Origin of the sequence: Afipia birgiae 34632, from assembly GCF_000308295.2 — a bacterium.
Lineage (GTDB): Bacteria > Pseudomonadota > Alphaproteobacteria > Rhizobiales > Xanthobacteraceae > Afipia > Afipia birgiae.
Genome location: NZ_HG326652.1, coordinates 154,696 through 168,339 on the forward strand (window position 1 = coordinate 154,696; position 13,644 = coordinate 168,339).

At 59.1% G+C, this 13,644-nt stretch carries 17 protein-coding genes and 2 pseudogenes; 13 read left to right on the forward strand and 6 right to left on the reverse strand.

Going from position 1 to position 13,644, the window contains the following annotated elements:
• Window positions 1-481 precede the first annotated feature (481 nt).
• The 10 genes and pseudogenes from BN32_RS25500 to BN32_RS00755 all read left to right on the forward strand — a co-directional run bounded on the left by BN32_RS25500 (window position 482) and on the right by BN32_RS00755 (window position 8,883).
• On the forward strand, window positions 482-1,024 hold the full coding sequence (locus tag BN32_RS25500; protein WP_019195313.1) for a hypothetical protein: 543 nt from the start codon (window positions 482-484) through the stop codon (window positions 1,022-1,024).
• A 4-nt stretch (window positions 1,025-1,028) separates the two neighbouring features.
• Window positions 1,029-1,667, forward strand: coding sequence for an adenylate/guanylate cyclase domain-containing protein (locus BN32_RS00715; RefSeq protein WP_019195314.1), 639 nt, complete (start codon window positions 1,029-1,031; stop codon window positions 1,665-1,667).
• 438 nt (window positions 1,668-2,105) lie between these two features.
• A complete protein-coding gene (locus tag BN32_RS00720; RefSeq protein WP_019195315.1) occupies window positions 2,106-2,693 on the forward strand; it encodes a glycoside hydrolase family 15 protein in 588 nt (195 codons plus the stop codon).
• 10 nt (window positions 2,694-2,703) lie between these two features.
• Window positions 2,704-4,056 carry a dihydrolipoyl dehydrogenase family protein gene (locus BN32_RS00725; protein WP_019195316.1) on the forward strand — a complete coding sequence of 451 codons (1,353 nt, stop codon included), beginning with the start codon at window positions 2,704-2,706 and terminating at the stop codon, window positions 4,054-4,056.
• Window positions 4,057-4,084: 28 nt separating this feature from the next.
• Entirely contained in the window at window positions 4,085-4,915 is an 831-nt protein-coding gene (locus BN32_RS00730) for a glucose 1-dehydrogenase (RefSeq protein ID WP_019195317.1), read from the forward strand.
• Window positions 4,916-5,138: 223 nt separating this feature from the next.
• Window positions 5,139-5,339: pseudogene (locus BN32_RS00735) on the forward strand (IS256 family transposase); the annotation flags it as partial.
• A gap of 303 nt (window positions 5,340-5,642) precedes the next feature.
• Window positions 5,643-6,050 carry a mercuric transporter MerT family protein gene (locus BN32_RS00740; protein ID WP_040425287.1) on the forward strand — a complete coding sequence of 136 codons (408 nt, stop codon included), beginning with the start codon at window positions 5,643-5,645 and terminating at the stop codon, window positions 6,048-6,050.
• 31 nt (window positions 6,051-6,081) lie between these two features.
• Window positions 6,082-6,411 carry a cation transporter gene (locus BN32_RS00745; RefSeq protein WP_019195320.1) on the forward strand — a complete coding sequence of 110 codons (330 nt, stop codon included), beginning with the start codon at window positions 6,082-6,084 and terminating at the stop codon, window positions 6,409-6,411.
• Window positions 6,412-6,660: 249 nt separating this feature from the next.
• Window positions 6,661-8,100, forward strand: a complete 1,440-nt coding sequence (gene merA / locus BN32_RS00750; protein WP_019195321.1) for a mercury(II) reductase — start codon at window positions 6,661-6,663, stop codon at window positions 8,098-8,100.
• A 327-nt stretch (window positions 8,101-8,427) separates the two neighbouring features.
• A complete protein-coding gene (locus tag BN32_RS00755) occupies window positions 8,428-8,883 on the forward strand; it encodes an alkylmercury lyase family protein (RefSeq protein WP_162161294.1) in 456 nt (151 codons plus the stop codon).
• On the opposite strand, the gene hisI is transcribed toward BN32_RS00755, so the two are convergent.
• The 6 genes from hisI to BN32_RS28025 all read right to left on the reverse strand — a co-directional run bounded on the left by hisI (window position 8,876) and on the right by BN32_RS28025 (window position 11,564).
• Window positions 8,876-9,289 (reverse strand): phosphoribosyl-AMP cyclohydrolase, encoded by a 414-nt coding sequence (gene hisI, locus BN32_RS00760; protein WP_019195323.1) that lies wholly within the window; start codon window positions 9,287-9,289, stop codon window positions 8,876-8,878. The genes BN32_RS00755 and hisI overlap by 8 nt on opposite strands.
• A gap of 39 nt (window positions 9,290-9,328) precedes the next feature.
• Entirely contained in the window at window positions 9,329-9,451 is a 123-nt protein-coding gene (locus tag BN32_RS25830) for a cation transporter (RefSeq protein WP_019195324.1), read from the reverse strand.
• Complete coding sequence (locus BN32_RS28185) at window positions 9,448-9,804, reverse strand: hypothetical protein (RefSeq protein ID WP_430641870.1); 357 nt, start codon at window positions 9,802-9,804, stop codon at window positions 9,448-9,450. The genes BN32_RS25830 and BN32_RS28185 overlap by 4 nt, the downstream gene beginning before the upstream one ends.
• 16 nt (window positions 9,805-9,820) lie before the next feature.
• Window positions 9,821-10,108: an organomercurial transporter MerC gene (gene merC, locus BN32_RS00765; RefSeq protein WP_019195325.1), complete on the reverse strand. Its 288-nt coding sequence runs from the start codon at window positions 10,106-10,108 to the stop codon at window positions 9,821-9,823.
• A gap of 166 nt (window positions 10,109-10,274) precedes the next feature.
• Window positions 10,275-11,026, reverse strand: a protein-coding gene (locus BN32_RS25835; protein WP_156946932.1) for an IS5 family transposase whose coding sequence is annotated in 2 segments (ribosomal slippage) — window positions 10,275-10,696 and window positions 10,696-11,026 — 753 coding nt in all. Because the reading frame shifts where the segments join, the coding sequence is not laid out codon by codon here.
• Between the two features lie 331 nt (window positions 11,027-11,357).
• Window positions 11,358-11,564: a hypothetical protein gene (locus BN32_RS28025; protein ID WP_019195326.1), complete on the reverse strand. Its 207-nt coding sequence runs from the start codon at window positions 11,562-11,564 to the stop codon at window positions 11,358-11,360.
• A gap of 294 nt (window positions 11,565-11,858) precedes the next feature.
• Between BN32_RS28025 and BN32_RS00785 the strand changes: the two genes are divergently transcribed.
• From BN32_RS00785 to BN32_RS00795, 3 genes and pseudogenes are all read left to right on the forward strand, one after another.
• Window positions 11,859-12,164 (forward strand): hypothetical protein, encoded by a 306-nt coding sequence (locus BN32_RS00785; protein ID WP_019195328.1) that lies wholly within the window; start codon window positions 11,859-11,861, stop codon window positions 12,162-12,164.
• 69 nt (window positions 12,165-12,233) lie between these two features.
• Window positions 12,234-13,259: pseudogene (locus BN32_RS00790) on the forward strand (efflux RND transporter permease subunit); the annotation flags it as partial.
• On the forward strand, window positions 13,256-13,636 hold the full coding sequence (locus BN32_RS00795; protein WP_019195330.1) for a hypothetical protein: 381 nt from the start codon (window positions 13,256-13,258) through the stop codon (window positions 13,634-13,636). The pseudogene BN32_RS00790 and the gene BN32_RS00795, both read left to right, overlap by 4 nt.
• Window positions 13,637-13,644 lie beyond the last annotated feature (8 nt).

Below are 13,644 nucleotides of genomic sequence, written 5' to 3' on the forward strand. Positions count from 1 at the left end.
GTCTAGCATGACGTTTGAGGCTGCGTCGACCGCGCCGAAATCCTTTCAATGAGTGCCGGGTATTTACCGGCGCCACTGGCGGTTAGCCCAGATGCTCGTCAGGAAGATGGTGATGCTGTCATGAGTGAGAAAACTTATGCTGGATTTGTAACTGCTGCTCTGATTGCGCCGCTGGTTGCCCTCTGTTGCTTCGGTCCGCTCGTCCTCGGCTCGCTTCTTGGTGGAGTGGCCGGCTGGTTGGGTGGGCTGAACTTCCTCGAGGTGGCAGGCGCGACCGCAGGCGCGGCCGTTGCCGTTTACGCATTTCTTCGTTGGCGGAGGACCCGGGTTTGCCAAGCAGAGAAGCAGCAGACATCCACTCCGCCGGATCGCCGCACGCTCCGATAACGAGATCTGAACCCTCGAAGACCGCCGTTGCAGACGAGCTAATAACCGGCATCAATTGCGTGGGTTAGGAGTTGACAACAGGTTTAGAGGTGCGATGGCTGAGGATGCGTGCTCACTCGACATGGCAGAGATCGTCCTCGCTTTGATTTCCAGTGCGGGACCAGGATCGAACGCGCAAACATTTTTGCAGGACGCCGGAGCGCTTCTCGCGCGCACGGCACCACAAATTGAGCGGGTATTCGTCAGCTTGCAGACGCTGCATCCCGCGTTCAGAGCCCGGACTTACCTCTGGGAGGCCTCGGAGGACAAAGTCCGTACCGTCGAGTGGCCGCACGGCCTCCAGAACCGCCCGGGCTACTTCGATTCTCCCGACCATCGCGTTCACTCATCGCGTACCGAGCTGCGAGTGCGAGATCTGCAGGCTGTTTCCGCTCATCGATGCGACCTATATGGCGAACTTCGAGATGCGGGGTACACCGACTATCTTATTGTCCCGCTGTTATTCAAAGACGGCACCGTCAATACGCAGTCAGTCGCAACGCGGCGAGCCGGTGGGTTCCAAGACGCAGCCATCAGGGACTTTCAACGGCTGACGGGCCTCTTTGCCATTGTCCTAGAGCGCTTCCGCGGCACTTGAGACGGTGGAAACGGCACTCAGCACCTATCTCGGGCGGAACGCTGGCCAGCAGGTTCTGCGCGGGAAAATCCGCGCCGGCCACGGCGAGTTGGTGAAGGCTGCGATCCTGTTCGCCGACTTGCATGACTTTACGTCGCTTACAGAACGCCTTGGACCGGAGGAGACCGTAGGTTTGCTCAACGATTACTTCGACTGCCTAGTCGTTCCGATCGAGCAGCACGGCGGTTACGTCCTGAAGTTCATCGGCGATGCCGTGCTCGGCTTTTTTCCCGTGGATGTGCCGGACGACCCCGAACCGGCGCCAATGGCCGCTGTGCACGCTATCCGAGGCCGATTAACAGAGCTTAATCAAGTCCGAACGGCAAGGAACGAATCGCCGCTACACCACGGATTGTGTATGCATTTCGGTGAAGTTCTTTATGGCAACATCGGCTCTAGCGAGCGCCTCGACTTCACGATCATTGGAACCGCCGTGAACGTGGCGCAGCGCTGTCTTGAGTATACGCGCGTGCTTGGGGCCGACTATCTCTTTACCGAGGCCTTTGCCCGACAATTTGCGGTTGCCGGTCTTCAATCGGTCGGCGCGCATAGGCTTCGGGGTGTCGAGGATACCGTGCCGCTGCTGAAGCTTGTCCCGAATTGATTCGCTCCAGCGGGCGATAGGCACTTTATCTCGTCATAGACAAAAATCCTTTTGCCGGCTTTTACTGCTGCACTGATTGTGCCGCTGGTCGCCCTGCGCCAACTTGGATCCGGTCGTCCTCGGCTCGGTTCTTGTGGAATGCGGGCTGGTTGGGTGGGTTGAACTTCGCCGAGGTGGCAGGCGCGACCGTTACTGGCGCTTGCCGCTTACGCGCTTCTTCGCTGGCAGAGGGTCGGGGTTGCCCGGCAAGGAAGCAGCAGGCATTCCGGCTCCGCCGAATCACCGTCCGCTCCGATAACGAGGTCGGAACCGCCGTGCCGAGCGCGCCGGTGCGATTTCGTTCCTTGGGTTACGGTCAGGTGCGAGTCCGCTTCACATGACTGTGTTCGCGGCGACAAATTTCGTCCTTGAACCTGTACCGGCTACAGGGCTTAGATTATGTCCGTCGTCGCAAAAGCCTTTGGCTTTGACACAACCGATGCTGCCTTGCTGCTGACCCCCACGATCGGGCTACCGGTTGACCGGGGGATCATCGCGCGCACCGTGGAAGCAATCGAACGAGAGCTTCGGAATGGCGATTACGTCTGGCGCTATCTGGCGCGCGACGGGCTATCGCGCGGCGAAGGTGCGTTTCTCATCTGCAGTTTCTGGCTTGTGGACGCGCTGCTTTTTACAGGACGCGCTGATGAGGCACGAGCCTTGTTCGAGCGTCTGCTGATCAAGGCTAACGAGGTAGGTCTATACCCGGAAGAGATTGATCCTGCCACCGATGTTTTTCTTGGAAACTTCCCTCAAGCTTTCACGCATCTCGCTTTGATCGGAAGCGCGGTCAATCTCAAGGTCTATGAAAAGGGCGGAGAGGGTGCGCTTGCAAGCATCTATGCCGAGCGCGTCCGTCGCGCCGCCGAAGTAACGGGCGGACTGCAAAACCTTGCGCGTCGCGCCACGAAACCGCATCAGACATCAAGGCGTTCCGTGCTGCCTCGTTTCTGGAATGACGGCGATCGATCAACATCAACAGATTAGGAGTTTTCGCATGACCAAAGCATACGATCTGATCGTCATCGGCACAGGGACAGCCGCGATGGTCGCCAGTCACCGCACTGCTTCCGCCGGCTGGAAAGTCGCCGTAATTGATTACAGGCCGTTTGGCGGCACGTGTGCTCTTCGCGGTTGCGACCCGAAGAAGATGCTGATCACGGGCGCTCAGGTCATCGACGATATTCGACGCATGAGCGGGCGCGGCATTGTTGCAGAAGACGCGCGGATCGCGTGGCGCGACCTAATGGAGTTCAAGCGCACTTTCACCGGTCCTGTTCCGAGCAAACAGCAAAAGAGCTACGAAGCTAGTGGAATCGACACCTATCGTGCCGCGGCCCGGTTCGTATCCCAGAACGCAGTCGAGGTGGACGGAAATCGGCTAGAAGCCAAGCACATCCTGATCGCGACCGGAGCGCGACCCGTCCCGCTCGGATTTCCCGGAGAGGAGCACCTCATCACGAACGAGGAGTTTCTCGAGATGGACGAATTGCCAAACCGAATCGTGCTGGTCGGTGGCGGCTACATTGCAGCGGAGTTTTCCCATATTGCCGCGCGAGCCGGCGCCAAGGTCACGGTTCTTCAGCGCGGCGAGCGCATGCTCATGCAATTCGATGCTGATCTGGTGGGCGGGTTAATGGAGAGCTTTCATCGCGTGGGAATCGACGTTCGGACCAAGCATGTTGTTGAATCCGTCGAGAAGAACGGTTCGAACTTCGTTGTCCGCGCGAACACCAAGAACGGCGAGCAAACCTTCGAAGCCGATCTCGTCGTGCATGCGGCCGGGCGCATTCCGGATTTCGAGCACCTCAATCTTCAAGCGGCCGGAATTGATCGCGACGAGCACGGTCACCTCAAACTTAATGAGTTTCTCCAGAGCGTCTCAAATCCTGCCGTTTATGCGGCAGGGGATGCCGCCGCCAAAGGTCCGCCCCTTACGCCGGTCTCGAGTCACGACGCCAAGGTGGTTGTCGGCAATCTCCTGGAAGGCAATCTCCACCGTCCGGACTATCGCGGTGTACCCAGCGTCGCATTCACGATCCCGCCGATCGCGGCCGTCGGAATGAGTGAGCAGCGGGCTCGCGAGAGCGGCAGGAAATTCCGCGTGAAAAGCGAGAAGACATCAAATTGGTATACGGCCCGGCGCGTTGCTGAGCGCGTGTACGGCTATAAGTTGTTGGTCGAGGAGGGTACCGAGCACATTCTTGGGGCCCATCTGGTCGGTCCGCATGTGGATGAGGTGATCAATATATTCGGCTTGGCTATCCGCCATGGCCTCACGGCTGCTGATTTGAAAACCACCATGTTCGCCTATCCGACGGGCGCTTCGGACATCGGCGACATGCTGTAAGCATCGATCGCGCGATCGGATTAGGCGAATGACAGGAGTGATCTTGACACACGATCCTTCTCGGCCGTTGGCGGGTCAAAATGCCATCATCACAGGTGCGGCATCGGGCATTGGGGCAGCCATCGCCCGAAGCTTTGCTACTGCCGGCGCCGCCGTTGGAATTAATTACCATTCCCAACCGGAAAAGGCCGCAAGCATTGTCGACGAAATCCAGCAACAAGGAGGCAACGCTATCGTACTCAAGGCTAACGTTTCCAAGGAGCCTGAGGTTCGTGAGATGTTTTCCGAATTTGTTCGTGCTTTCGGCAGGGTCGATATCGTTGTCGGCAATTCTGGCATTCAGAAAGATGCCCCATTTGCCGAAATGACTATCGATCAATGGCAGAGCGTAATGGATATAAATCTCGCCGGACAATTCTTGACGGCTCGTGAGGGAGTTCGTCATTTTCTAAACCAAAAGATCGATGCCGACGTCTCACCTGCCGCGGGGAAGATTATATTCATCAGTTCTGTCCATGAGCTGATACCCTGGGCGGGGCACGCGAACTACGCCGCGTCCAAAGGTGGAGTGATGCTCCTCATGAAAAGCCTCGCGCAGGAAGTTGCCGAAAAGCGCATCCGGGTGAACGGCATAGCTCCTGGAGCCATCAAAACAAGTATCAACCGCCATGCATGGGAGACGCCCGAGGCGGAGCAGAAGCTACTGAAGCTGATCCCTTATGGTCGAATCGGGCAGCCTGAAGATGTCGGGAAAGCGGCTGTGTGGTTGGCTTCCGACGCGTCCGATTATGTCGCTGGAACGACCTTGTTCATCGACGGCGGCATGTCGCTTTATCCAGGCTTCCATGACGGCGGCTGAAGCAACGCCGTGGCGGCACGACATGGCCGACGCGGACTCCTCTGCCAATCTCGGCTAGGGACGTCGGGTCTACGACCAACCTCGCTGTCTGATACGTTCTACGACCGCCGCGTCGCTGTAGCAAATACAGGATCAAAGGGAAAATTTCGGAACAACCAACACGGTTTTTTGAGACGGCGCCTCAAGGAATTCGTACATGTGTTCAGCACAGCGGACCCCGCATACGATCCGATCGAAGGGCTGCATATCCAACAAGACGGCGCTCGCAATGGTCTTCAAACTGGTCGAGGGCGCGCAGAAAAGTTGGCGCCGACTCGACGGAGACAACCAGTTGCCAAAACTCGTTCTCGGTGTGACATTCAGCAATGGGATCGAGGTCATCGCCAAGCCGAGCGACCATCAGCCCACAACCGCCGCCGCCTGACCAGCCCGGCCGTCACCAAAATTTGGCGATAGCTCTTCATTGGCGACCAGCATCCTCGGCGTCTTTGTTAAAGCCAGTGGGCTATTCACACCACAGCTCTAACAGGCCCTTCGGGCCTGGTTCGTTTGTGACCTCACAAACCCGTAAGAAGTTCTCGCTTGACCCTGTAGCAGCTACAGCAATTAAACGTGCGTGCTAGCAGCAAAGCGCACGGCGAACTCCGTCACGGGCATGTGATAAAATCGAGCTTGATCCTGTAGGTGGTACAGGCCCCATCTTGTATCCATCGAAGGAGAAATCGGGATGAATGAATTAGTGAGACCAAGGCCGTCGGGTGTGACGAGTAATCTCGGAGATGAGACGACCCGGCGGAGGCAGGGATTGTGGGCCGCAGGAGGTCTCCTCGCCGCGCTTGGAGTGTCGTCCTGCTGTATTCTACCGCTGGCACTTTTCAGCCTTGGGGTGAGCGGGGCTTGGATCGGCAATCTGACAGCGCTCGCGCCCTATCAGCCGATCTTCTTGATCGCCGCGCTGGCGTTCCTCGGGTTCGGCTTCTGGCGGGTTTACCGCCAACCGGTCGCGGACTGTGCGGACGGAAGTGCCTGTGCCCGCCCAGGTTCGAGCCGGATGACCAAGATCGGCCTCTGGACGGCGGCGCTCCTCGTCATTGCGGCCGCAACCTTTCCCTACATCGCACTTCTGATCCTATGACCGATCGTTCTTACAACAAGGAGAATAGATAATGAAGACCGCACTTGGAGCTGCTGTGACCGCTTCAATCTTGCTAATCGCCGGTGCAGCAATCGCTGCTCCACGTACCGCTACACTCCAGGTCGAGAACGTAAGCTGCGTGACCTGCGCCCCTATTGTGAAGAAGGTGCTCTCTCGCATGCCCGGCGTGAACCAGGTCGCGGTCGTCGAACGCGGCGGTACGGCGACGGCAACTGTCAACTTCGATGACAGCACGGTTACAGCGGAGGCTCTCGCCCAGGCTACAACCAATGCGGGCTATCCCTCGACCGTGAAGGAAGCAATGGGGTCCGCTACGGGCGCAACTGTGGTTGCGCGCTAAAGGCAGGAGCGAGCCCATCATGAGCGTTCGCTGGACTATGCTGGCGGGCGTCCATGGAGGTTTGTTGCCACGCCTGCTGCGGGTTGCGCTGGGAACAGTGGATTCTTGGAACGGACGCCTAGGCCGACTACATCCCGATCCCGGTACTAGCCTGGGTCGGGCAATGGGTATCGATATCTGCGCAACAGACCTGCCTCTTCTGCTGCCGTTGCTTGCTGTGAGGCTGACCGAAACACGGAAGTTAAAGTCATGAGCGATTGTTGCGCTACTTCGAATGCAAAGAACGGAAATGACCGCTACGATCTCGTCGTTGTCGGCGCCGGTTCGGCTGGGTTTTCAGCCGCGATCACCGCAGCCGAACAGGGAGCGCAGGTCGCCCTGATAGGTCATGGTACGATCGGGGGCACTTGCGTCAACGTTGGCTGCGTGCCGTCAAAAACGCTGATACGGGCGACTGAGGCGGTTCATCACGCCAACATCGCACCGACTCGATTCAACGGAATTGAAAGTCAGGCGCGAGTAGTCAGTTGGAGCGCGCAGGTTGCGCAGAAAGATGCCTTGGTCGAAGGCCTGCGGCAGGCGAAATACGCCAACCTTCTGCCCGCTTACAACAACGTGGCCTACCATGAGGGCCGTGCACGCTTCGTTGAAGGCGGTGTCGAGGCCGGCGCCAAGCGTTTCGCCTCGGATCGCATCATCATCGCGACGGGGGCACGTCCCGCCGTACCGGCGATCCCCGGCATTGCAAACGTGTCGCCACTCGACAGCACGACGGCGCTCGACCTGACTGAGCTGCCGCGGTCGATGATCGTGCTCGGCGGCGGTTACATTGGGGCTGAGCTCGCGCAGACCTTTGCACGGGCCGGCGTTGAGGTGACGCTTGTCTTCCGCAGCCGTCTTCTGCCCGAGGCTGAGCCTGAGATCGGTGCGGCGCTTGCCGGCTACATGGCGGACGAGGGCATCGCGATCGTGGGTGGCTTGGCTTATGATTCCGTTCGCAAAACGGAGAGTGGAGTTGCGCTCACTGTTCTCCGGGACGGTCATCCTCAGACGATCACGGCTGACCGGATCCTCGTCGCGACGGGGCGCACGCCCAACACCGAAGGCCTTGGGCTCGGGGAAGCGGGCGTCGGTCAAGCAACTGGCGGCGCGATCCTGATTGATGACCGCATGCGCACCTCAAAGAAGGGCGTTTACGCGGTCGGCGACGTGACGGGCAAGGACCAGTTCGTTTACATGGCGGCCTACGGCGCGAAGCTGGCTGCCAAGAACGCGTTGAACGGCGATAGCCTGCGCTACGACAACTCCGCCATGCCGGCGGTGGTATTCACCGACCCGCAGGTGGCCAGCGTCGGATTCACTGAAGCACAAGCCCGTGCCGCCGGGCATGACGTTCGGATCTCCGTGCTCTCACTCGACAATGTACCGCGTGCGCTCGCAGCCCGCGACACGCGAGGGTTGATCAAGCTCGTGGCCGATCGAGCGAGCCGCAAACTGCTCGGAGCACACATCCTGGCCCCTGAGGGTGCCGACAGCATCCAGACGGCGGCCTTGGCAATCCGGTGCGGACTCACCATCGACGACCTCGCGGAAACAATCTTCCCCTATCTGACCACCGTCGAGGGCCTCAAGCTCGCGGCCCAGACCTTCGATAAGGACGTGAAGATGCTGTCCTGCTGCGCTGGCTAACGACTTGCATCACGATGGAGCGATGGAAACAGGGACAAGCTCGGTGAGAGACCTCGCAGCGGAGATCAGGCCGGGCGTATTCCGTCCAGACTGGTCGGTTGTGACGGCGCCTGCTGCGCGAGAGGCGCTGAGCGGACGGATGGCGGCACGTGAAGGGCTGCTGGATAGATGGTCTCACGCCCTCGAAGCCGGCGAGGATCTTGTGTGGCGGATCGTCCTGCAGCTTTATGCGGACAAAGGAAAGGACAGCCGCCGCGACCTGGCGACGTCGCCGATCAGACCGGAATCGCGACCGCTCGTGTTGTGGCGCTCTTGCGCAATCTACAATTGCGGGACCTCATTGGACTCGATCCCGACGGCGAGGTTATTCGGTACGCCTATCCGTTTACGGAAACTCCGACCGGGCACCGGGTTGAACTCAAGGCAAATGCTTTGAACGCCCTGTGCGCGGTCGACGCGCTCGGCGTCGCCAGTATGTACGGCACCGATATCACGGTTGAGTCGTCCTGCCGTCAGTGCGGCCAGAAGATTCGTTTCACGACGGCCGACAAAGGTCGGGCGCTGAGCGATCTCTCCCGGACTGAGGCCGTCGTCTGGTACGACCTCGCATACTCCGACAGCGCTGCCGCCTCGTGCTGCCCAGCTATAGCATTTTTCTGTTCGGACGAACATCTGCGACAGTGGCTGAACGCCAAGAAGCCCCGGCGCGTGGGAGTCCGCTTGACCCTGGCCGAAGCTTTGCAGCTCGGCCGCGCGATCTTCGGTCCGGTCCTCGTTACTTAGAATGTGAGTTTTTATATTCTGCTTGGAGAACGGGTCTTCCTGGCTCGTTCGAAATAAGCCGGTAAAAGCAACTCGCGCGGCCGGTGTGGCAGCACCCGCTCTCAGCAGGCATGCACACCTTTAGCCAAACGGCATCCTGATCGCAGTCTATGCGAATTTCTTGAATCTGCTGAACTTGCCCGCTCGTGGCGCCCTTGTGCCAGATGCGTTGCCTGGATCGGCTCCAAAACCAAGCCTCACCGGTCTCGATCGATTTCCTGAGCGCGTCCGCGTTCATCCATGCGAGCATTAGCACGGCCCCGGATAAAACGTCCGTGACAATTGCAGGAATCAGTCCCGCGCTGTCGAACCTCGGCGCAAGGACATTGCCTTCCTCGAGGTCTTTCTTAGAATATTCGTTTGTCATCGCATATGTCTCCTTGTCCCTATCGCAAACCTTATGCGCCTATCCTTGTGGGTAGGCGACGTCGGCCGCGATGATATCGGGCCGTGCCCAGAGCGCCTTTTCGACATGCCGGGCGCAATCGATACAGGTCATGCCGGTCACGGAGAGCGTCAGTTCGTTCATAATGTTTCTCGCAATTGTAGGCGTGCAGTCGCTATGGTTTCCCGTAAAGCGCACACCGTGAAGCTGGCAAATCGAGCCGCAATAAAGAGCATCACGATGCCTGCAATGATGGCCATCGTTAGGAGGTCGTCTTTCCTGGCAAGCTGCCAACGAGATGCTGTAGATCGCTGATCTCTTGCGATTGGCAGGCCGTGATCCAAGAACGGTAATGGAAGATCATGCCGACCACTCAACAACAGGTTGAGCTCTGGTTCGCTCCGACGTGAACTTTTACCGGGGGAGATACCAGGTCCCAGATCGATACCGCGATCATCAACACTAGTCCGATATAAAGCAGCTGCGCCGTCGGCCAACCAAAGGTCACCATGACTAAGGCGGTGCCAGCACCAGTATGGGCCCGGTCACCCCAAGTAGCATCCGCGGCCGCTGCCGATGGCGAAGCCCGCCGATCACGTTCGCAAGCAAGGCGATGCCGGCAAACAGGGGCAGCAGGTAGTGGATGAACACTCCCTCGTATTGGCTGAGAAAGCCCAGCCCGATGGCGGCACCGAGACTGGCGATGGCAGGAAAGCATGCCGCACAACCCATGGCCGAAACGATGACACCGATGAGGCCAGCTTTGTCGGCAGTGCGCGTGAGAGGATTTTGGACGGGCATATGGAAGGGCCTTTCGGAACTTCGGGTTCTCGATCGAGGAGGGTTTATGCGAGCCGTACAGTGGAGGCTGTAGTCACTACAGGGTCAAGAGTATTTTGTGCAATTCACCCACCGTGCCGTTTTTAACCGCCTGGACGGACCTAGCTTTTCTAGGGTCTGTTGAGATTCATCGGGAGTTTATCACGGCTGCGGCGAGATGGATGTTTGCGGCGAAGCTCTGATCGGTTTTGTCTGCGCGCATGGCGATGCGCTTGAATTCCTTGAGCTTGCAGAAGAAATTCTCGATCAGGTGGCGCCACTTGTAGATCTCAGCGTCGATCGGCAGGGGCGAGGCGCGCCGTGGATGCTGTGAGATGACGATCTTAGCGCCGCGCTCGTTGAGGTCTGCAATAATGGAATTGCTGTCGAAGGCCTTGTCGGCGATGAAGCCCTCAAAAGCGAGACCGTCGATGAGCGGAGCGACGCCCACCGTATCGAAACGATGGCCGGGCAGGAGAACGAAGCGCACCAGATTGCCGAGCGCGTCGGTCAGCGCGAGAATTTTGGTCGTCATGCCGCCTTTGGAGCGGCCGATGGCCTGGCTCTGTGTCCCCCTTTTGCGCCCTGTCCGTGGCGATGGACCTTGACGATGGTGGCGTCGACCATGGCGTATTCCATGTCTGGCGCGTCCGAGCAGGCCTCGAAAAGCCTGGTGAAAACGTCCGCCTTGACCCAGTCGCGGTAGCGCTTGAAAACAGTGTTCCAGTTGCCGAAGAACGGCGGAAGATCACGCCAGGGGCTTCCCGTCCGCACGATCCAAAGTACCGCTTCGATGAAGCGGCGGTTGTCGCTTCCGCTGCGCCCGGGGTCCGTCGGCTTACCCAGACAATGCGGCTCCATCTTCGCCCATTGGGCGTCTGTCAGTACGAATCGTTCCATCCAAAGCTTGAATCACAACCAAGCCTCAGGTGGAATCCTGATTCTCAACAGACCCTAGTGAACACGAAGACAGGCTGTCATGCGCAATTACTGATGTCACTGCCGGGACGGACCGGGATCACTCGACAACTCCCTCGGTGCGTTGGCGATCGAGATCGGACGGGAACTGATGTACCGAGGCTCGAAGCGAGCGATCTACCGTCCGGTCCGCGTGCGTGCCACCTGGCAGAAGGAACTGATCGTCCATCTGGACAAGCACCAGCGCTATCCGTCGCTACGCCTCGCAAAAGAGCGCCGAGATCCTAGTCGGCTTCGCGCTGGACCGGATGGGTCATGTTCTCTCGACCAGCATCGTCAAGGGAATCCAGCGCCGCGGCGTTCGACGAAGCGGGCTGGCCATGGTGCGGCGCTCCGATCCGGTGTCGCAGCCTCCGCCGCTGGCGTGCCACTGACCGACGGTCAACTGACTGGTGACGACGGTGGAGCGGCTGCCATAGCGATCCTCCGAGGATTCGAGGATGTCGTTGGGTCCCGTCAAGCGGCCAGGCCGATGGTAAATTACATAGTAATCTCAATAGTATAGGAGTTCGCAGTTTTATTCCGAGTGGCGCGCCAGCTGGTTGGCTACCGCTGTCTTGAAGGAATGGCAGCAGCGCGAACGCTGGCGGAGCTACACGCGGCATGTGGCTGTTTGTGAACTTCTTCCATCAAGGTTGATAGAGAAGCTTGACGACATCAACGGCGTTGTAGAGCCGGCCGTGGGCGCCGGAGCTTCGCGCGATGACGAGCTGAGTTTTGCCAGTTCCGATTCCGCTCATCGGCGAGGAGGCCCGTGGCGCGCTTCATTGAGCGCCTCGAGACAACCCGCGCGGTCGCCGATAGCGTCGGCGGCGCGGGCGCGTTCCACGACCCGCTGATGACGTTCCCTGTCAACTATGGCATCGCGTTGCGCCTTGGCGACCGTAGCTGGAGTCGGCTGACGATCAGATCGTACGCTAGGCAGTTGGTGGCCGGAACCGGAACCCAAGGCTCGGAACGACGCCTCGATTCGATCGATTTCATCGGTGCAAGGGCCTGCCCCGGCGGACGCTCCGGCGAGCGTTGCGACGAGGGTTGTCGCGAAAACCAGATGCCGTAGCGCGAGCCCGCAATTGGTCCGCAATTGTTGGCAGGGCCCATTGCGCGGCAGCCCCGCAGCCGAACCACAATAGTCATCAGTGGTGGCCATGCCCTCCTCCGTGGCCAAAGCCTCCGTGGCCGAAGCCTCCGTGGCCAAAACCGCCGTGGCCGAAACCGCCGTGGAATCCTCCGAAGTGGCCGGCGCTTTGAACTTGTGGTCCGGCTTCCCGAGTATCTTCGGTCGGATGTCGAAGCTATCAGATCACATCCCGTGCCGCCACTGCCGCTGCTTGAAAATCGGGCAAAGGCGATGCCGGCCTTTTTGAATAACTCTCCCCTGACTCAGATTAGATATGCTCCGTTGTCCGAGCTTGCTCAAATCGACGTAGCACCCGGCCCAAATCAGATCAGCCGCGAAGATGGAAAGCGGCGGATCGTCGTGACTGCTAACGTTCGCGGGCGGGATCTTGGCTCATTCGTCGGCGATGCGCAGCGCCAGGTCGTAGAGAAGATCAAGCTCCCGGCCGGATACTGGATCGGTTGGGGCGGTCAATTCGAACAGCTTGTTTCCGCAACGCAGAGGCTGACTATTGTTGTCCCGATCGCGCTGCTTTTGATCTTCATCTTGCTGTTCCTCAGTCTCGGCTCGGCAGCGGATGCACTTCTGGTATTCAGCGGCGTTCCGCTCGCGCTGACCGGGGGTATTCTGGCGCTGCTGTTGCGCGGGATCCCGCTGTCGATCAGCGCGGGCATCGGGTTCATCGCCCTGTCCGGTGTCGCTGTGCTTAATGGCCTGGTGATCATTACCTTCATCGAAAAGCTGCGCAAGGAAGGGCAGTCTATCATTGACGCAGTTCGTGAGGGCGCGCTCACAAGATTGCGGCCCGTGCTGATGACGGCACTCGTCGCATCTCTGGGCTTTGTGCCGATGGCGATTGCCACCGGCGCCGGCGCAGAAGTTCAAAGGCCGCTCGCGACCGTCGTTATAGGCGGAATTATTTCATCGACATTACTTACGCTTCTCGTCCTGCCGGCGCTCTACGTTTTGTTCCGGCGTGAAAATGGCGAGAGGGACGAACTGTCTCAATCCACATCCAACGGTGTCGCGACATGAAGTACATAGCTATCCTTGTTCTTTCGCTCATCTGGTCGGCGCCTTCGTTCGCGCAGCATTCTCATGGAAGCGAGAAGGGGCCGAATGGCGGCCAGATGGAGGACGTTGCCGGTATCGACGCGGAACTCATCACGTCCGGCAACACCGTCACGATCAATGTGTTCGACCCTGGCAACGGGAAGCCGGTTCCCACAAAGGGTTTCATCGGCGCTGTGCTTGTCGCAGGGACCGGTGCTCGCGAAACGGTCGCGCTAGAGCCTTCTGGCGAGAACGCATTGAAAGGCGATTCAAAAAGCGCGATCGGCGCCGGCGCGACGATCACGCTGACGATCAAGACGGCCGAGGGCAAATCTGGCCAAGCCAAATTCAAGAAATAGCAACGGTT

What these genes read in the sequence shown, in the direction of transcription:
- BN32_RS25500 (WP_019195313.1), top strand. Translation starts at nt 482, where the DNA reads ATGGCTGAGGATGCGTGCTCACTCGACATGGCAGAGATCGTCCTCGCT.
- BN32_RS00720 (WP_019195315.1), top strand. Translation starts at nt 2,106, where the DNA reads ATGTCCGTCGTCGCAAAAGCCTTTGGCTTTGACACAACCGATGCTGCC.
- BN32_RS00725 (WP_019195316.1), top strand. Translation starts at nt 2,704, where the DNA reads ATGACCAAAGCATACGATCTGATCGTCATCGGCACAGGGACAGCCGCG.
- BN32_RS00730 (WP_019195317.1), top strand. Translation starts at nt 4,085, where the DNA reads ATGACAGGAGTGATCTTGACACACGATCCTTCTCGGCCGTTGGCGGGT.
- BN32_RS00740 (WP_040425287.1), top strand. Translation starts at nt 5,643, where the DNA reads ATGAATGAATTAGTGAGACCAAGGCCGTCGGGTGTGACGAGTAATCTC.
- BN32_RS00745 (WP_019195320.1), top strand. Translation starts at nt 6,082, where the DNA reads ATGAAGACCGCACTTGGAGCTGCTGTGACCGCTTCAATCTTGCTAATC.
- merA (WP_019195321.1), top strand. Translation starts at nt 6,661, where the DNA reads ATGAGCGATTGTTGCGCTACTTCGAATGCAAAGAACGGAAATGACCGC.
- hisI (WP_019195323.1), bottom strand. Translation starts at nt 9,289, where the DNA reads ATGACAAACGAATATTCTAAGAAAGACCTCGAGGAAGGCAATGTCCTT.
- BN32_RS25830 (WP_019195324.1), bottom strand. Translation starts at nt 9,451, where the DNA reads ATGAACGAACTGACGCTCTCCGTGACCGGCATGACCTGTATCGATTGC.
- merC (WP_019195325.1), bottom strand. Translation starts at nt 10,108, where the DNA reads ATGCCCGTCCAAAATCCTCTCACGCGCACTGCCGACAAAGCTGGCCTC.
- BN32_RS00795 (WP_019195330.1), top strand. Translation starts at nt 13,256, where the DNA reads ATGAAGTACATAGCTATCCTTGTTCTTTCGCTCATCTGGTCGGCGCCT.